The following is an 18503-nucleotide window of genomic DNA, read 5'->3' as shown; positions in this document are numbered from 1 at the left end:
AGCTGCGACACTTAAACCGTAAATATATTTATTTAATAAGTCGCAGCTTATCTTTTAGTTGCTTTCGGCTTACCTGAGTATATCGCGCAGTGGTTGCAATAGCCGGAGTTCCTTTTTTCGTAATGTGGCCCAGGTAATATGCAACTTCTTCAAGAGTCCATCCGGATTCACGAGCCCTATGCGCAAAATCGTGCCGTAAATCGTGAAAAGCCACATCTTTAATCAATTCCCATTCGTCTTTGGTAGCCAATGATTTTAAATTTCGAAACCAACGTTCAATACCGGATTCTGTTAGCCGGTCAGCACGCTGAGAGGTAAATACATATGGGCTTGATGTATGTTTCCGTCCATTTTCAATATATGTTGCCAAGGAGCGTCGAACTTCATTTACCACATCAATTTCACGGTATTTACGACCTTTATGGCCAGTTCGTATCCATCCAATTTTGGGGCCGATATGTGTATCCTCCATCAGCTGCCATGACACATCACTTACCCGTAGGCCCGCCCAATACCCTAATGCAAAAATAGCTTGCCCTCGAAGGTCAGCATGCCGTTCCACAAGATTACGCAACACATAACGCTGATCTTCAGTGAGCTCCCGGGGAGCCATTAAAGGTTCTGGTGGAATGGACACGCCCTTAGTAGGATTACGCTGAAGCTGTCCTTTTTCTTCTATAAGCCAATTGGCAAAGCTAGAAGCTGCCGATTTGACTTTATTACGATAGCGCACACTATATCCTTGCTCTTCCATCTCTCTCAAGTACATTTCCATTGCTGTTTTTGTAAATTGTTCAGGACGAAACACACCTGCACTCCCCGGCCGCTCAGCAATCCATTGAGTAAACTCACGAACAGCGCGAATATAATCCTCTACCGTCTTATCTGCTTTTCCAGATATCGCTTCAGCATATTCATCAAGGAGACTTTTAGATGGCTGAAACGGAATCACATTTTTCATTACTTCCACCTCTAAATTTTCTCGTGCGAGTTTTCGAACCTCATTTGGCCAGTTTTCGAATGATCTCTTTTGAAAAGTATATCAAACAGGCACGAGAATGTATATTCTCGTGCCTGTTTTGAGTGTCTATTCTCCCCACATCCATAGTTATAAAATTCCAATGGCTGTGATATGCTTTAAAAAGGGGGGAGATCTAACTGACTTTTAAAAAAGCCTTTAATATCGGTTATGTGATCCTTTTGATTTCTTTTGTACTTGCTTACTTCCTGTTGCCCGCTAAACACATCTTTACGGCCGTGTTAGTCCTTACGTTGATCTTCGGTGTGTTTCAAATCACTTTAGCAAGCAAATACGACCACAAACGGAAATAAACTCAATAAGAGCACCCGCATAATTAGACGGGTGCTCTTTGCTTGTATTAATACATACGAACTTTCACAGGGGAAGATGTTTTATCAGAAAGTTTTTTTGTACGCTTCTTGTCTTGTTTTAGTCCTAATTGGCGGGGACCGCCGCCAGGTTTCCTTCAGTTGGATACCACCGTGGGACGTTCCTAGTCATAAAAAAGCCGGTCGCCTTCTTATCAGCGGCCGGCTTCCGTTCTTCTTCAGCTGTAACTTACAACACTATATTGCATTTAAATCTTTCATAATCTGTTTAGTTACTTCTATATTTTTGATACCTGATGCAAAATCATACCACCATAGCAATTCAAGTCGTTTTTCTTTGTTGTGTACTCTCCTAAATCCCGTTACCATACTTTCGATTACCTCTTTTTGTTTTTCTGTATATTTCATTTAAAAATTTCTCTCCTTTTGTGTGAAATTTTGATCGCTACGCGTATGCCGGTAGTTTGATTTACCAAGCTAATCGTTTTGTTCTTACCTCCCTTCTTCAATTAAATTATAACAATTAGAAACTAATATTAAAATAGATTTTTTTAAATTTTTTATCTGAAACCGGCGGGGAACACCCTGTAGCTGGCGCACGCAACGGCACGGTATTGGGTATGAAAAAATAGCTGCCCTCCGATCGTCACCAGCTCTTGTTCATTTTCAGCTATCGCGCTTCCGTGGGCGGACTGTGAACGCTTGGCGTTTTCTCATCGATCGCCAGGCCCCTCCAGACTTCCGGCAACTGGCGCCCGTGACAAAAGATCCTGGAAGACTATCAATCATCCCCATATACTTCTTCTAAAGCCTGTTTGGTTATTAACCACACATTCCCTTCTTTCTTTACCAGTCCTTTTTCAATCTGCTCTTTAAATTTATGGTACCGGTTTAAATCATCCTTTAAGGTACTATAAGGAATTCCTTTATACTTAGATCCTGTACTTGCTGTAAAAATTTCAGAAAGGGGAAAACGAGGTTCATTCATCTTTCATTCATCCTTTTTGGGCTTGTCCTAATCAGCATTTATTATACGTCTATATAGACGTAAGAGCAATGCAAGTAGTATAATGAAAGGGCAATAGAATGGATTTCTCAAGGGTGGTCGGCACACTCCCAGCAGAAAGGGGGTGGTGCTGTATGACAGTAGCTGAAGCATTAATGTACTCCGTGGCTTTTGCAAGTTTGTTTGTCGCGGTACTGTCGTATAACCAAAAAAAATAATCCACCCTTGAGTTAACGGCTCTGGTGGATTATTTCTCTGCCTATACCGATCCCCCTTGCAGGGAACCGTCTATTGCATCCCCGTTAGTGCTGGAACACTAACGGGGTTTTCATTTATACATCTTTTCTAGTTTTATTATACCCAACATTTGAAGAAAAGAAAACACGAAAGGAAAAGGTTCCGCTGCTTTGCTGCCTTCAAATAAACCTTGAAGTGATTGTACGGGAACATTCGTTCGTGATATACTTTCGACATAGCAGACGAATAGGATCAAAGGAGGGTATCATGAAATGACACCGCGCGATAGAGGAACTAAGAAATGGACGTCAATCTTCTTACCGGAGCATACGGAGCAACTCCAGCAGCTTAAATCCGAAATGGATTATGCCTTTGTCCAGAAACCGGCGATCGATGCAGAACAGTGGTCAGACTTTGAGTCGAAAATACAATATGCATACAGGACCGGCCTAGATTGTGAGATTCGATACTGGCGGAACTGGACGACAGATTCAGCTTGCGGCGTTATCGACTCTGTCGATCCGATCAATGGAACATTACTGATCGATGGTATCGTCATTCAGTTTAAGGAGATCATTTGGGTGGCCTTGGAAGACGTGTAAAAGACCGTGAACGCATAGCGTTTTTTAGTACCGATCGCCGGAGCCCGCCGTCAGTTGTCTAGCAGCTATCCTATGCCTGAACGGATCCCGGACACGAAAAAGCCGGTCGCTCTCAGATCAGCACCGGCTTCATTTTATCTTCAATCCCCTTTCCCTAATAAACGGACCATGAACGCTTGGCCTTCACATCGATCAACCATGCTGTTTTCGGTGTCCAGCAGCCTCACGGCCGGGCCATTCCCGGGACAACATCCACCGATTCATACAAATTCCTCTTCGCATCTCATGAGGACCCCACAGACAGGGCAGCACTCTTGAGCACGTACTTTCATATCTAAAATTGTCTTCCCGCACTCATTGCAGCTGTACTCGACCATAGATTCAGAAATAATTTCAGTCTGTTCCATCTTATCTCCCCCTGACATAGACTCACCCCATCATAGCCGGCAGAAACATAAGAAATGTAATCAATACTCCGACTGCTCCAATCGCTGTCCAAATACTTGTTTTATCCCGTTTTGCAATTATAGCGCCAGCAATAATTTTTAAATCGTCCGATTCACTCACTGAAAGAATAATTTCATCCACTGATGCATTTAGATGTTTCGCTGCATCCTCGAGACTGATTGCTTCATCCCTCATAGATTTAACGGTATGCTTCAGTCGAACTGATAAAGGCATCATTTAGAATCACCTTCCTCAACCCATTTGGCATCTCTTCCATCAAGTGCATAAATCGAATTAATCAGGTTGGCGATTTCAGGATTTGCAGAAACATGCCAATCTGGGGATCCGATATACGTATGATCACCGTTCGTATACCAATCGCATCCTGCATCGTCAATATCGCCAATCTCTCTTTGAACAATACCCCACATTTGCAGCTGTAACTTGTCTTTTTCAGAAAGAAAAATTGATTTTCCCACTTTACTTCCCTCGCATTTTTCAGGATTCAAAACCAAACCATAGTTTTTAAAGAGAAAGCGCATAATTGCACGCTTTCTCTAGCGGTAATTAAACTAAAGTTAAAAGAGGTTGAGGCTCTTCATCAATTGAGCGTAAAATTTTCTGAGCAATGGCATAGCCACCTGATTTGTTTTTAGCCTGTATCCTTAAAAAATCATCAAGCAGATTTGCAAATTCGGTGTCTCCTTCTTTAATTGAAGAATCCCTAAGCCGAGCAATAAACTTATATTCCTTATCCGTTAATTTCTCACCGTTAATATTTTCAAAAGTCAGGATGTCTTTGAGGGTAAGACTCATATTCTTTTCTCTCCTTTTGTGTGAAATTTTGATCGCTACGCGTTCTGAGCTGGCTGTTTTCAGTTTTTTCTCCAGCTGTTTTATATACCTTACCTCCTTCCAATTAAAATATAACATTTTGAAACTAACACATAAATAAATTGTGCAAATTTTCCATCTTCTATTGATAAAGGGTGTCTATTCTCATCGTCGGCGGGACGCCTTCGGATGTCTGCAGTTGGCGCCCACCCGAGCACTTCCTGACCACGAAACACCATCTATCCTCCGTTTAATGTTTGCTTCAATTCACCTTTGGCTGCCGTATCCCACAGATGGCCATAAACGCAGATTATTACTTTTTTCTATCTTTATTGAGAGGCTTTTTATTTAACTCGACAGCTATTAAATCCTCTAACAAAATTTTTGCTCCTTCTATGCTTAACACGATTCCTCCTGAAAGAGTCATATTTTGATCGGATACCTCTCCAGTTATAACGCAAGCTTTGCTCTGCTTAAATTTACGCAAAATGATTTTCGTCTTCAACGAAAATCTCCATAGGATCTTTGTCAGTAATATTCAGCACCCTTCTCAACTCTTTTGGTATGACAATTCTACCCAATTCATCTACTTGCCGAACAATACCAGTACTTTTCATGAAAAAACCTCCATTCTATTCGCATCAGACTTTCCCCGCCTTCATTTGTTTTTTTCACCTTATCACAAATAAGGCGCAATAACGCTTTGACCAAAACAGACTATAAAAAGCACTAAAAACGTTAAAACGATATATTCAACCATTCCTCCAGTTGTTGTGGTGACAGGAAAGCGTACTGTCATTTTGAATGGATAAAACAACTTAATACCATTTTTCGTTGCTGCATCTAAGATAAAATGACTCACCATTCCCGCGAGAATACCGACTGTTATTGCCTCATTCGATACAAATTTAATCAGGACCACCGCCATTATCAGCAAAAACAATAAGCTATGGGTAAAGGTGCGATGCCCGAACATTAAATTTACAGTACGAGATAATACAGGAAACTTGCGTCCTATTTTGGATCCACTATGGCAAATGTCCGGAAGAAGACCTCCGACAACACCTGCAGCTGTCAATGTAGCAGGATCCAAATTTGTCATATAAGAGAGCGTGATACCAGCCACCAAACCGCCAGCCATATGTGTTTTTCCAGTGATAATTGCTCCCCCCTTTTTAAACTGACAGGTAATGTATTCTTACATCCACATGATTACACTTACAATCTAAAATGAAAATTACAGCCTCTTTTCCATCTTCATCTTTTTTATTTTTTTGATCACACAACCTCATTGCTTTTTTACACTTTGGACAAATTATTGTGTCGATCTTCACCACCCCATTTTAATAGCCAAGAGGGGGAGTCCCCCTGCTTAGCTAAATATCAAGTTTGTTGTGCCATCTAAATGGAAAATGAACAAATTCATTTTCTACTTTCCCATGTTGATTCATTCTGAGAAGTCTAACTACTATCAATGAACAATAAGCTTTTCTTAATTGATAGGCCCTATCATTCGGCTCATTAATATCTTTAGGCTCTTCAATAAACTCCAAAAGCTTCAAATCGTCATTTTCTTGAATGAACAAGTCAGCAGCTAAAATTCTCAAATTCACATCCCCCCTTATGGTTTTGAATGAAGTTTTGATTGCTACGCTTTAAACTTCGGACAAACTACCTTTTTCTATCCCTCCTCTCAATTGTATTATAACATTTAGAAACTAATAAATCAAATGTTTTTATAAAAAATTCTCCTCCTTCCCTCCTTCGTTTTTTCAAACGTTATACAAGAGCTGAAATTTGCAATTACACAGGTACTTGTACACGAAACAAAAGATAATTTCGTCTGAGAGCTTCTATACAACGCTATTCTTTTGTGAGAAATCCGTAACCGTCATCGTTTTTGAATTGACGGGGAGCGACAGGGTATTCCTACAACTGACTCCCACGGCAGGCTGTATTCCTGACCACGAAAAAAAGTCGGCTGCCGCACTCAGCACCGGCTTCCGTTCTTCTTTAACCGCCACGCTTCCACAGGCAGGCTGTGAACTCCTCCAATCGACTGCTGGGATCCACCGTAGATTTCTGGCTGCTGACGCACGCGGCAGGGCGATTCCGGTCACAAAAAAGCCGGCGGATCTCCGATCGGCCAGATCGGGTTGCTGAGACGCGATCCCTGAATCTGCAAAATGAAGGTTCGTATCTGCAACGCGCCCGCCTTTCGGCCGGAGCCGTTTTCTCTCATCTTCAGCTGTTCGCTTTTGCAGGCGGACCATAAACGCCTAACGTTTTCTCATCGATCGCCGGTATCTGCCGCCAGATTCCTGCAGCTGTCGCCCGCGGAGGGTCGTTCCTGGTCACGAAAAAGCCGGCGGCCACCCGGCACCGGCTCTCGTTCATCTTCTGCTTTAAAACTCTCACTTGAGACCAACAAAGGGTGAGGGATCTACCCTATTGCCATTTTGGAAGATTTCAAAGTGCAAATGGTTTCCAGTAGAACTTCCCGTACTCCCGCATTCTCCGACTTTATCTCCCATTTTTACAGTATCTCCAACTTTCACACTTGATTTAGACATATGGGCATATGTGGTTTTATATCCCCCTCCATGATCAACCCATACAAATAATCCATATCCTTCTTTTTTATTGTTCGGATTCTGCCATCCGGAATAGACCACTTTTCCATCTTTCGCGGCGGGTATGGCTTGACCTTTAGTGCAAGCAAAGTCTATTCCTTTATGAAATTCTCCTGCAGCACCTGTAATGGGATCAACTCTACGACCAAATCCAGAAGTAACCTTAGTGTTTAAAGGGCGAGCAAATCCACTTTTTCCCGCGGTGATTTTAGAAACTTTTTGATAATCTCCATCGGCATACATTTTTGCAAATTTAAGTACCTCCTGAACATATTGTTCACTATGGTTATAAGCATATACAGCTTTTCTTAAATTTCCTTCAGCTGCTCCGTTTTTAGCTAAATAATTGGCGGCAGAAAAGACAGCATCCTCTAAATCCCAGGGATCGGCTTTCCCGTCACCGTTTGCATCAACACCGTAACCGCCATATTTTTTTATCATTTTTGGATCAGTTAAAATTCCTTTGGGTATATTTGCATTCCCCAGTCTATCACCACCATATCCCCAGCCGATCCACGTCAAAACCATAAATTGCATGTGACCGACTGCACCCACGGGCGAAACCATTTTTTTTATAGTTGAAAATCGGGTTTCCACCCGATGATGAGCAGCTAACAGGTTCCATGGTACACCATACTTTTTAGCCGCAGCCTGATAAATAGGGATATACTCTGCCGGGATCTCTTTCTCTCCAATTTCAGATATATTTCCCCCAATAATCCCCTCTTCTTCTTTTTCCTGAACCCCGCCGATCATTAACAAAAACATTAAGGCGAACCCCATCAGGATTATGGCAATAAAAATAAAAGGAGATAGAGACAAGAATCCGAGGATAATATATTTCTTTTTCGATTTCTTTTTCACAGGCTCTTCTATAGACTCTTCTAATAGAAGGTCAGCGCTGTCACCCATCAATCCTCACCCCATTTACCTTCCATTCACCTTCCTCTTTAATAACTTGAACAGTGTAAGGAGTAAGTTGTTCAGTTTTTTTTCCATCAGAATCTGTGTTTTCGCTTTTAATTTCAATGTTCCAAACCTGAACATTTTCTTGAAAATCTGCCGGCATCCCAGACACTTCTTTAACCTTAACTTTTTGTTGTTCCAAGGTGCCGCGCTTAGGATATTGTTTATAAAAAGAATATAACTCTTCTGTCATATATGGCTTAGCCTTCTCCAAATATTCTTCAGGATTATCTATATCGAACGAATGATAAGCCCTTAAAAAGTCCTCTGCCACACGCTGCGCACCCTTTTTCTGTTTCTCAGTTGGTATATAAATCTCCTGATTACTTTGTGAAGAAGAGTCCGTTTGATCGGGACTCTTCTCTGTTTCAGCTTTATCTCGTTCTTCTTTATATTGGTGAATTTTTTGGTTGGTTGCTGTGGCATTTTCATTATTTTTTTTCTTGTCTGCATCACTCATGATTCCTAAGACAAGAGCCGTTATAATTATGACAGGCATCGTGATCACCATGCATATCGCGATTATACGCCTCGTTTTTTCATTGAGTTTTGAAATCAATGGGATGCTCCCCCTTTATAACGAACATCGCCCATATCTTCTTCTAACTGATGACTGTCTGCATTTTCTGATGGGGGCTCTGTAACCGGCTCATCAGCTGATTTATATTCTTCTTGATTTATAGAAGCCAACAGCTTTGATGCGTCTTCAGATTTTGACTCTTCTTCTGCTTCTACCCCTAATTCAGATTCCTCTACTTCACTTTTATTAGTTTCGTCAAGGAAATCGTACATAGAGACTAGTGGTTGGTCCCCTTCCCAATTTGAGACAGAAGGGTCTTTTCCTTCATCTTCAGCAGTTGCAGCCGTTTCCGCAGATGAACTGTCCATGTAATCGTCCATACTAACTAATGGGATAGTTTCATCATTTACCGGACCTTCTGAAAAGTCTGCCTCATTCGCCTCACCTATTTCTTCTTCGTCCTCCTCATTTGCATTATGAACGAGACGTAAATGAGGTTTTTCACTTTCTTCTTCATTTTCCTTTTGTTGATCTATATCTGTTGCCTTTGCTAAAGGTTTTGATCCATCTTCATCCTCATCTTCACTATTATCCTCTGCATTTGAAGCAGCTGCGGTAGCCACTTTTGCAGCATCTGCCGCCGTTGCTGTATTTCCAGCAGCCAAACCAGCAATAGTTGTAAGAGGAACAGAACCATCGTTTTCTTGATCAGCATAATCATTATTATCATCCACTTCTACTTTGCTTGATTTATCCAGGATTTCACCTGCTGCTGCCGTAGCCGCGGCAGAACTACCGCCAGTTGTTGCAGCAACACCTACATTGACAAGCCCTTTACCAAGATCAGATATAGACTCTTTTAAGCTATTCACATCTTCTCGTAATCTATCCAAGGCAAAGTTCTTTCCAGCTTTGAAGATGCCGGATATACGTTTACGAAGTAAGAAAAGTAGAACCAGCATAACAAACTGCATGAATACAATAATAAGATACTGACTGATGTTCCCAGCCGAACCGATATTATAAACCATAAAGCCGAGAACGAAGATAAAGAGTGTTGCCACCGTTGCAAACACCTTGCAGATCAATGGGAAAGAAAGTTCAATCGCGTATTTTTTAAGTACGCCAATCTGTCCAGGAAAAGCAGCCCAAACAAGAGCGAACGGCGCAACAAATCCCATTAATAAAAACCAAATTTGAAACACGATTAACGCTAATGCTAATAAGTAAATCGGAATGCTAACAATTGCATTGATTGGAGAATAGATAAAAGAAAAAACGAACCGGTCGGGAACTTTATCATAAGTCATCATTTTGTTCCCATTTTCACTGATTTCCATTTGCTCTATATATTTTTGTCTTTTTTCTCCTTTAGGCATTTTCAAAAGTTTGTTTACACGGTCCACCCCTACTTTATCAATATCTTCTTCTCCATACTGCATAATTAAATATGGGCGAACGATAAACATATCCCAAAGGTTCTTAGAAACATCCTCACGTAACTCATCAGGTGAACGATGATCCTCAGTGACACTATTTGATGACCCTGTTAACAAACTTTGACTAATTGTGTTTGAAAGAAGATTCATTCCTTTCATGAATGGTGCGTAATTTGTAAACAAAATAAGAGAAAGCCCTAAAACTAAAACGGTTTTGGCTAATGTCCCAAAAGCTCCTATCAACGCTCTTTTGAAAACAATTTGAAACACTGTCGCAAGCGCAGCAAATACAGTGATAAAGCCTATAAAACTTCCAAAGAGCCCATTCTCCGTAAATCTTAAATTGTTTATGCCTGTTAAGCTTCCCATCATGTCATCTAATACATCAATCCAGTTATCAATTATTTCTGTTTCAAATGCAAAATTTAGAAACCCAATCATAATGTTGGTCGCCATCTTATTCCATTCAAAAATAAGATTTGCGGTTAAATTAATAAATTCATAGAATTGAGCACTGATGCCATCCTTAATCGCGTCACCTGTTACCCAACTTTTTGCTGTATCAAAGAAGTTCTCAACAGCATTTTTATCTTCTTCATCGCCTGTTTTTGCGCTGACATCCAGATAATAATTTGCTTCCTCACCATCTTCTAGTTTTGAATAGTCTTTTTCCACCAAGGTTCCAGAAATAGACTGTGATTTTTTATTCTCATTATCCTCTGCTGCAGAAACAGTAATAGGGATAAGGAGAAAAATGAGGGAAATGAGGAGAATGAGTTTTTTCTTACTCATCCGCCCCATCCCCTTTATATTTGTGCACTGTTACCGGCTCTTCATCCCCCATCGCTTTTTTCATTTCCGATTCATCAATTCCCCTGATATCAGTGCTCTTCCAGTTACCATCGTCATCTTTGACCAAAAGAACGTTCATATAATCGTCCTCTCCATGATTCGGTCGGTAAAATCTCAAATAGTAATAAAGCTTGTTTTCGTCAAAATGCCGGCTATACCGTTTAATCTGATAACGCTCTCCCATTTCTTTTTCAAAACCAGGATTAGCATGCCTCCCTGCTTCTAAAATTCCTTGGGCATCTTTTATTAAAACTTTTTTGAAAAGTTTATGATCACCTTCAACTTGTGCCACGATAAAATTATAGGCGGCCTGGTCTGCCTTTTTTAACTCTTCTTTATTTGCTCCGTTGACTGAAGAACTGCAAGCAGCTAAGACCATGCCCATGATCAGTAAACATAAACAAACGAATGCTTTTTTCATACCTTATACCCCCACGGTAGTTGTTTGTCGCTCGCGCTCCCTTTCCCATTCTCTTTCCTTTTCATCGGCTGTAGAGCTGTCAAAAGCATTCAATAACTCGTCAAAAATGGTGTTGACTTGAATAACAGCTGAACGCCCATAAATGTCCTGAAAGAGCGCTTCCCCCCGACGTAAAGTTTGAAGTGTATTTACGTTATTTGGGGTAATAGGGAGATTGTAAAATTTCAACATATTTTCAGCTTCAGTACCTTGATACAGTTGGAAACAAAGTTTCATCCCAATATTTGTGGCATCATCATAGTCTGTTGCTCTTTGGGTACCTTTTAAAAGTGTTGTATTATAATGGCGGCCCTTACGCTCAATAAAATCTATCAATTCTGCCCCCATTTCACTTTTCTCAATAGCCTTGGCTTCATCTTGTAAAATGAGTTTATGCTTACCTTTACGATCAAGTTTGAACATATATTGTTTTGTGAAAGCAGTGATTGAAATAAGCAATGCTTCAGATATTTTTTGTGGTGCTCTGATCTTTCCTTTTTTATCCTCCGGCAACTGAAGATTTTGAACCATTAAAACTTGTATAGGCTTATCGACACTCAATGTTCTATAATCTTGCCCCACCTCTCCAAAAAGAAGTGCTGCAAGTTGATCTTTCTTCAGTGATTCAAGTGTACCTAGCAACCTTTCTAACGCTCTATGTCTTTCATCGCTCATATAGTCCGGTTTGTTTTCATATATGTTGCGCAGCTCATTAATTACCACACCGATACAAGGATCGTGATGGTCTCCGGCAACTTCTATGGCATCACTTAATAAAGAATAACGATCATCATCTAAATCAACATTTGTAAGATAGGTTAGAATATCCATGCAAATATCTTTTGCTTCCCCAATATCAGTGCTAGTTCTAAATGGATCAAGACAACCAGCGTCAGCCTCACTTTCTCCTAACGTCCATATAGAGATAAATTGTTTCGGAATAAAAGGAAGACCATTTTTCCATTCTTTTCTGTCCCCTTTTGGATCTATAATCAAGACTTGCGAACCAACGATTAACGCACTCAAAACCGCAAAAAGGTTCATGAAGACTGACTTTCCTTTTCCAGTTTCCCCAGCCACCATTACAGAAAGAGAATCGAAGATATTTTTGACGTTTTCATACGCCTTTGCCGCAAGGTCAGGCTGAATAAAAACGGGTTTTTTTAATTTTTTAGTGAATCCGATCAAGAAACCGCGGTTATCTCCAATATTTGTTGTTGCTCCAAACATCAAGGATGCCAAAACTCCTGGAGAGACTGTTTGGAAATAGTCTGTGGTATAACGTCTCGCCCCTGGAATAAATTCCATGAAGTAAGCAATTGAATCGCCATAAGGGGTTTGAAGGGTAATACCTTTTTTTCCTAATTCTGTCCGTACTTTTTCTACCCGTTCCTTTAGTTCTTGAATAGTTGCAGCTGTAATTCGTAAAACAAATGAGCAATTATAAGCAGGATGACCATTTTTCTTAAAAACCTCTTCCATTTGAATAGCGCCTCTTTCAGATGACTCTACACTTTTATCTACTCGCGCCTTCACTTTTGCAGCTTCCTTTTTTTGATCCTGATATTCTAATTGAACATTGCTTAAGTCTTTTCGGATTGATTTGTTTGATTTATGAAAAGCCCTGATAGACACCGCCACTGGGAATTTGAGATCTGTTTGGATCCGATAAAGCCATTCAAATCCAGGGTGATAATTAACTGAATCCATGCTATCAATAACAAGATATTGCACAAATTGCTCCTTAATCTCATTATCCACTAGCTTTCGCAGCCTCAAAGTTTTATGATCGTATTCCTCAACTTCTGCTGTCTGCAAATTATAAAAGGCTTTTTTATCCGGACGGATTGCTTGATACGAATTACCATTATGATCTGTTCCTTCTACTTCCGTACCGGTTTGTCGGTTTTTAAACTCTATCTCACTTCCGGAAATTGAGAAACTATATTCAGTCAAAAATAAGGTTTCTGCAGCACTTAATGCTCTAACAGGTGATGAAAAGGTGGAGCTGATTTCAGTTTCTAAGGTTTTGGCTTGATCCATATACGCCTCGATTTCACTCTTTAAAATGTCATACGGATCTAAACCAACAGCTTTATAAACCGGGGAGTTCAGGCCTTCTAAAAAACGCTTGATCGTAGATAACATTTGTGTTGCCTGATTTCCATCTTGATACTTATTTTTTTTGGGATCAAGCTGAATACCAATATAACTATGGTATTGACTGCTATCTTTTTTTATTGAGCTTTGCAAAATCGCCTTTTTTAAGGCCTCTAAATATTTCAATCCATAAGGTTTTAACTCAAAATCTTTCCTTTTGACTTCCTTGATAGTCTGATCAATGATTTTAGTTGTATCTGTTTGAAATGGAATAGTTAAAAAATGCAAATCGAATTGATTTTTTGTCAAAAACGCCATCTGGTTTACAAAAGGAGCTTTTTTCTGTTCATTGTCACGAAAATCGTATCCAAATCCTTCAACTTCAAAATAAGCCCAAACTGTATCATCACGACCAAACGCTAAATTCCCTTCGATATGTTTGGTTGGAAAATCAGCCAGTTGCTTCACATTATCCCTCCTGTTAGTCACTTATAAGTTAGATGATTTCGAAATTTGAAACTATTTTTTCTTTTTTCTTCATATTTGTTGTTTTCATAATCTTTTATAGTTAAATAATGGCCAAATGTATAAGTTCTTATTTTCTTTAATTCTTTTCCTCGATAGTACGTCACTTTTTTCAACCGCCTGATTTGATAAGAGAAGTACGATCGAAAAAAAGAAATCGGCTGCCGATTTTCTGTCCCAACGTCAGAAAGCAAGTATGCCAAACCTCCTGGGATCACTAACAGAATTGCAAAAGGAAGTGATCGTAAAGGGATACCTATAATCGGTATGAAATATAAAACAACTTCAGCAAAGCCAAAACCTAAAAAGTACAAAATTGTTTTAAACTGAATCGGCCGCCCAAAATTCACCCCAGGTAGTCCATATATTTTTCTCTCAAATTTCAAAAAGTCATTAAGGACAAACGATTTTATTTTGTTGTTCATTCGTTTTCTCCTTTCAGAAAGAGGCTGAAAAATCAGCCTCCTACACTAGTTGTTTCCGCGAGCCAATTCGCTATATTTTCCAGAAGATCTGGCTCTAGGATAAAGATAACTGCGGCGCTAACTCCAATGATATATAGAACCATTGCAATCCATGCTCTTTTCCACACCATTGTAACTAACACGAGAATCAGAACGATGTAAATCACTATTTTTGCTTGCCCTTGTACCCACTCAAATGCTCCATTGAGATCAAACATATAAGGAACCTCCTCATTGTTTATTTAATTTAGTAACCACAAAACGGTTTTCTCGCTGTTCTATCAACAAATCATATTCGCTTGTGAACTTTGTTTTTGTATCAGGATCTTCAAAAACCACATTAGCAAAAGCTCTATATTGGCCTTTGTCCGCCCCTTTATAGACATCTGCACTTTCTACCTCTACATAGTTCAAAGCGCCGTTTAGCCCGTTAGAAACCGATTTGTCTTCCAAGATATAAAACAATTTGTCCTTCGGATCAGAGGCATAACTGCTAAAGAATGTACCTAAAAATTCCTGAATATTTTTTTCCACCTTGCTATCTGAGACAGACTGTAATTTTTCTGTCTTCTTTACTTCCAACTGACCATTATTTTCAATTTGAGTAAACTGAGGAAGCTCAAATACTGCATACCGTTGGTTGTCATACATAACCGGTACAACAAAATATTTAGAGAAAGGTTTTTCCTCAGACTTGTTGACCTTTTCCTTTACCTTCTTTTCTTTTTTCCCATCTTTTTTCTTTTTCTCAATTTCCTCCTGCCATGTCTTTATAAAGGTAGCATCCACTTTAAAGGTGATATAAGCTTTGTTATCACCAACATCTTGGACTTTATAGACTTCGGCTTTATTGAATTGTGATCCATATTCTGTTGAATCAAGATCAAGTCCAGCTTGCTTATCTATCCCTTTCACTAAATAACTCTGTAAACGTTCCTCGCGGTCTTTACTAGCCTGATCACCCTTCTCCCAAGTAAAATATTGTTTTGTAAAGTTTTCAGCAAATTGAATGGCTTCCGGTTTAACAGAAGGGTTCTCCGTTTGTTCTACTATATCTTGCCCCTGACGCGCCTTTGATGATGTGTTGACTGTAACGAGAACGAATAGAAAGAGAAACATGCCAATAAAAATTATCCAAAAGACGCTGGCCCCTGCTTTCCTAGCAATGTATCCAGGAGGACGATAAGCTTTTTCAGCTTTTTCTTTTTTATCCTTTGTTTTCAAATTGCTCAGACGTTGTTTTATGGCCTGAATTTTCTTTTGACGCCTTAACTTTTTTTCTTCTTTTGAAAGCTGCACTTTCACTAAGGCACTACCTCCCTTTTTATCTTCTTACACCAGCTACACCTGCAGCTGACACAGCAGCGACAATCAGAATGACCGTACCAACAATACCAATTTTGGAAACTGACAAATTGAATAGATAAACAGCATAAGATTTTGCTTCTTCCCATAACGGAACCAATTCAGGGAATGTCGCGAAAATGAAACGACCCAAAAACATCAAAACAACAATTCCTAATAAGGTTCCTATTATTCTTCGAATCACAAATAGCAATGAATTTTAGCCCTCCCCTTCTACATTTTTCTTTTCGTCTCAGGGTCTGACAAGTAACGGTATATATCACCGTATGGATCCATATTTGCTTCCTGTCGGGTTGTAACCATCACAGATACTTCAGCATGATTTTCTTCCCCTTTCAAGTCTCGCAAAATTTTTTTTGCTTTTGCATCATTACTTCCAATAAACAGAACCTTCCATGCCTTTACAGGATGTTCAAACCCCACTTTCTTGTCGTATTTGGGAAGCAACTCTTCTTTTCTGGAGAAAAACTCATTAAACTGCTCCATTTTTCGCAATGTTTTTTCTCTTGTTGCATAGCTGCGTTCCATTTCGATCATAATACCTAAATTTTGATCGCTGTTCGGCTTACCGATTACCAGAATTCCATCAGGACGAATCCGGCTGTTATGATTTTTTTTGCTTTCATTGATGTCCCGAAATTCATAGAAGGCTCGGGCCTCAGTCACCCACTCTTTAAATTCAAGGCCCGCGGTCTCTGCTTTTAGCTCATAGGACTTTACAATTTCAGCTATCATTAGTTGGTGCTGATACCAAGGGGGCACTTGCGTTGTCCACCTTCTATTCCAGTGGACAACGCCCCGCATTTGCTCTACGATTTCAGCTCCAAACATAGTAAGCGTATATACTTTACTTGGCCGGTGATCGAAATCACTAATCGGCAGCATAAACGACTTAATATATCCAGCCTCCTCTAAAGTCCTTAATCTTCTATAAACGCTATCTACATTCTCATAAGTCTGAAAAATATATTTTTCGATAAATCCCCTATGCAGATAGATGAAACTGTGCAAGTGCAAAAGTAATTGACGATCCTCTTCGCGAAGTGTAACGTACCTCATTTTACGCCCCTTTTTCTTTACTTGTGGTGGTAAAGGAGCATTGTTCATATCCCTATTATTCATTCATGAAACTCCATTCCTTATCCAACTTGTTCTTATCACTCTCCGCATCCTTTTCCGGAGTTTCCTCCGTTTTTGAAATCCTTTCCTGTTCTTCTGAGAACAGATCGAATATTTCTTTCTGACTTGCATCTTCTTTTTCTTTTAATTCTGAATCTTCATTATCGTTTTCTATAAAGGATTCGTTTTGATCTTCATCATCTCCACCATCGTTTAAATACGATTGGATGTGACGATCGATTTCTGGAATGGACAAACCATTCTTGCTCTCTAACTCCTTAGCTTTTCCCATTGTCCATTTAGTAGAAATCGCCAACTCTGCAGGGTCATCGTATGGAGCTACCGTTCCATCCGGCTTATAACGATCTAACGGCGGTACATCTACAACGGCAAAAACGGTTTGCTCTCTACCATCAATAATATCTTTAGTTTTTATCGCTGTTCTACGAGCTGGCAAGTTTTTTAGAAAAGCTTCTGAAAAAGTGTAGACATCCTTTCCGGAAGGTGTACCGACTTTAAAAATCTCGGCTGCTACTTTAGCTCCTTCTTGCCCTTGCTCACAAACAAACATGTTTCCCGCAATATTTTTTAAAGCTTTTTGCAGTGGCACATCTAACTTATCCATTGTTTGCGTGCTAACTCCAAGTGACAACCCTTTTTTTCTCATTTCAGCTATAATTTCAGGTAAGATGGACGCTCGGACTCTTTGAACTTCATCTATACAAAACTGATGCATCAAGGGCTTTGCTGGTCTCCTATCTGCTATACGATAATAGAGGTAAGTCAAATAGCTACCTATAAGCCCTATCTCCTCTTCGCTCATTCCAGAAAAGTTGAACAAAATTATATGACCCTCATCCATCCACTGTCTAACCGGGAAAGCAAATGAACTTTGCCCGAATATCCGACGCAAAAAATCATTTGAATAAAAAATATCTAGTCTGTTTAAAATGGCATGTTTAGACGTATCAATTAAATCTGGAGCTTCATCGTACCAAAATGAAATTAAATCCTGATTTTTAGGATCGCGCTCTAATCTTGCTAATACAGCTCTCAAAAATTTTGGTCGAAGTAACAACGGGCGGACACCTAAAATGGTGTGTTTTTTGCTTTTGTCAGCAACCAAGGTTTGAATGCACTTCTTTAATAAGCGCTCTGCTTGTGGCGCAACCGAAAAATTATTTTCTCGAATAATGCGCATAATCTGATCGCTGACAAATTCATCAGATTCCCCAGGCATTTGATGAAGAAGGTTCATAGCAGGAGGATGTTTTGAATCTTTAAAATTAATCCAGTGAACCTTATCCCAGTTGATCTTACTTCCATTCTTCTCTGCCAGTAATAAGTGATTCAAAATAATTTCTGCTGTCTCTAAGGCTGGATCAATGAAAGAGAATCCCGGTGCCTTTTCTTTATTGATAAATTCATCCGTGAAACTCTTAAAAATCTGATTCAGCAGCGTTGACTTCCCTGACCCTGTTCTTCCCGTCAGTCCCCAATGAAATGTCAAAATTTCCGGAAGAACACGAACTTCTCTGTTTTCAACTATCGGATGATATAGGTGGCCAAATGGATATCCATTTG

General features: G+C 39.7%; 19 protein-coding genes and 2 pseudogenes. 1 reads left to right on the top strand and 20 read right to left on the bottom strand.

What is annotated here, in order from left to right; genetic code table 11:
* Positions 1 to 28: 28 nt before the first annotated feature.
* The 3 genes from V7126_RS13700 to V7126_RS13690 all read right to left on the bottom strand — a co-directional run bounded on the left by V7126_RS13700 (position 29) and on the right by V7126_RS13690 (position 2338).
* Positions 29 to 961 carry a tyrosine-type recombinase/integrase gene (locus tag V7126_RS13700; RefSeq protein ID WP_119953976.1) on the bottom strand — a complete coding sequence of 311 codons (933 nt, stop codon included), beginning with the start codon at positions 959 to 961 and terminating at the stop codon, positions 29 to 31.
* A gap of 626 nt (positions 962 to 1587) precedes the next feature.
* Positions 1588 to 1758, bottom strand: coding sequence for a hypothetical protein (locus V7126_RS13695; protein ID WP_164504587.1), 171 nt, complete (start codon positions 1756 to 1758; stop codon positions 1588 to 1590).
* 373 nt (positions 1759 to 2131) lie between these two features.
* Entirely contained in the window at positions 2132 to 2338 is a 207-nt protein-coding gene (locus V7126_RS13690; RefSeq protein ID WP_048406504.1) for a helix-turn-helix domain-containing protein, read from the bottom strand.
* 527 nt (positions 2339 to 2865) lie between these two features.
* On the opposite strand from V7126_RS13690, the gene V7126_RS13685 reads away from it, so the two are divergent.
* Positions 2866 to 3195 carry a YolD-like family protein gene (locus tag V7126_RS13685; RefSeq protein WP_119953974.1) on the top strand — a complete coding sequence of 110 codons (330 nt, stop codon included), beginning with the start codon at positions 2866 to 2868 and terminating at the stop codon, positions 3193 to 3195.
* A 429-nt stretch (positions 3196 to 3624) separates the two neighbouring features.
* Here V7126_RS13685 and V7126_RS13680 read toward each other — a convergent pair whose 3' ends face one another.
* The 17 genes and pseudogenes from V7126_RS13680 to V7126_RS13600 form a co-directional block, all read right to left on the bottom strand.
* Positions 3625 to 3879: a hypothetical protein gene (locus V7126_RS13680; RefSeq protein ID WP_017474130.1), complete on the bottom strand. Its 255-nt coding sequence runs from the start codon at positions 3877 to 3879 to the stop codon at positions 3625 to 3627.
* Positions 3876 to 4184 (bottom strand): hypothetical protein, encoded by a 309-nt coding sequence (locus V7126_RS13675; RefSeq protein ID WP_017474131.1) that lies wholly within the window; start codon positions 4182 to 4184, stop codon positions 3876 to 3878. The genes V7126_RS13680 and V7126_RS13675 overlap by 4 nt, the downstream gene beginning before the upstream one ends.
* 25 nt (positions 4185 to 4209) lie before the next feature.
* On the bottom strand, positions 4210 to 4458 hold the full coding sequence (locus tag V7126_RS13670) for a hypothetical protein (protein ID WP_048406507.1): 249 nt from the start codon (positions 4456 to 4458) through the stop codon (positions 4210 to 4212).
* Positions 4459 to 4789: 331 nt separating this feature from the next.
* Positions 4790 to 5093: pseudogene (locus V7126_RS13665) on the bottom strand (AbrB/MazE/SpoVT family DNA-binding domain-containing protein).
* Positions 5094 to 5155: 62 nt separating this feature from the next.
* Entirely contained in the window at positions 5156 to 5635 is a 480-nt protein-coding gene (locus tag V7126_RS13660) for a metal-dependent hydrolase (protein ID WP_026080790.1), read from the bottom strand.
* A gap of 217 nt (positions 5636 to 5852) precedes the next feature.
* The gene (locus V7126_RS13655) at positions 5853 to 6083 is read right to left on the bottom strand and encodes a hypothetical protein (protein WP_017474134.1); all 231 of its coding nucleotides are present in this window, start codon (positions 6081 to 6083) and stop codon (positions 5853 to 5855) included.
* An 807-nt stretch (positions 6084 to 6890) separates the two neighbouring features.
* Positions 6891 to 8021 carry a peptidoglycan DD-metalloendopeptidase family protein gene (locus V7126_RS13650; protein ID WP_017474141.1) on the bottom strand — a complete coding sequence of 377 codons (1131 nt, stop codon included), beginning with the start codon at positions 8019 to 8021 and terminating at the stop codon, positions 6891 to 6893.
* The gene (locus V7126_RS13645) at positions 8014 to 8634 is read right to left on the bottom strand and encodes a hypothetical protein (protein WP_017474142.1); all 621 of its coding nucleotides are present in this window, start codon (positions 8632 to 8634) and stop codon (positions 8014 to 8016) included. Before V7126_RS13645 ends, V7126_RS13650 begins: the two co-directional genes overlap by 8 nt.
* Positions 8631 to 10826 carry a CD3337/EF1877 family mobilome membrane protein gene (locus tag V7126_RS13640; protein WP_119953970.1) on the bottom strand — a complete coding sequence of 732 codons (2196 nt, stop codon included), beginning with the start codon at positions 10824 to 10826 and terminating at the stop codon, positions 8631 to 8633. The genes V7126_RS13645 and V7126_RS13640 overlap by 4 nt, the downstream gene beginning before the upstream one ends.
* Positions 10819 to 11307 carry a hypothetical protein gene (locus V7126_RS13635; RefSeq protein ID WP_017474144.1) on the bottom strand — a complete coding sequence of 163 codons (489 nt, stop codon included), beginning with the start codon at positions 11305 to 11307 and terminating at the stop codon, positions 10819 to 10821. Before V7126_RS13635 ends, V7126_RS13640 begins: the two co-directional genes overlap by 8 nt.
* A gap of 3 nt (positions 11308 to 11310) precedes the next feature.
* Positions 11311 to 13914 (bottom strand): ATP-binding protein, encoded by a 2604-nt coding sequence (locus V7126_RS13630; protein ID WP_017474145.1) that lies wholly within the window; start codon positions 13912 to 13914, stop codon positions 11311 to 11313.
* Positions 13915 to 13931: 17 nt separating this feature from the next.
* Positions 13932 to 14396 carry a TcpE family conjugal transfer membrane protein gene (locus V7126_RS13625; protein WP_017474146.1) on the bottom strand — a complete coding sequence of 155 codons (465 nt, stop codon included), beginning with the start codon at positions 14394 to 14396 and terminating at the stop codon, positions 13932 to 13934.
* Between the two features lie 32 nt (positions 14397 to 14428).
* Complete coding sequence (locus V7126_RS13620; RefSeq protein WP_335497649.1) at positions 14429 to 14653, bottom strand: hypothetical protein; 225 nt, start codon at positions 14651 to 14653, stop codon at positions 14429 to 14431.
* Positions 14654 to 14666: 13 nt separating this feature from the next.
* Positions 14667 to 15740 (bottom strand): conjugal transfer protein, encoded by a 1074-nt coding sequence (locus V7126_RS13615; RefSeq protein ID WP_017474148.1) that lies wholly within the window; start codon positions 15738 to 15740, stop codon positions 14667 to 14669.
* Positions 15741 to 15759: 19 nt separating this feature from the next.
* On the bottom strand, positions 15760 to 15993 hold the full coding sequence (locus V7126_RS13610) for a hypothetical protein (RefSeq protein ID WP_017474149.1): 234 nt from the start codon (positions 15991 to 15993) through the stop codon (positions 15760 to 15762).
* A 20-nt stretch (positions 15994 to 16013) separates the two neighbouring features.
* Positions 16014 to 16922 (bottom strand): replication-relaxation family protein, encoded by a 909-nt coding sequence (locus V7126_RS13605; RefSeq protein WP_017474150.1) that lies wholly within the window; start codon positions 16920 to 16922, stop codon positions 16014 to 16016.
* Positions 16915 to 18503: pseudogene (locus tag V7126_RS13600) on the bottom strand (hypothetical protein); the annotation flags it as partial. The gene V7126_RS13605 and the pseudogene V7126_RS13600, both read right to left, overlap by 8 nt.

The organism is Bacillus sp. JJ675, from assembly GCF_036963165.1.
GTDB classification, from domain to species: domain Bacteria; phylum Bacillota; class Bacilli; order Bacillales; family Bacillaceae; genus Bacillus; species Bacillus glycinifermentans.
This window is presented reverse-complemented; position numbering and strand designations above follow the sequence as displayed.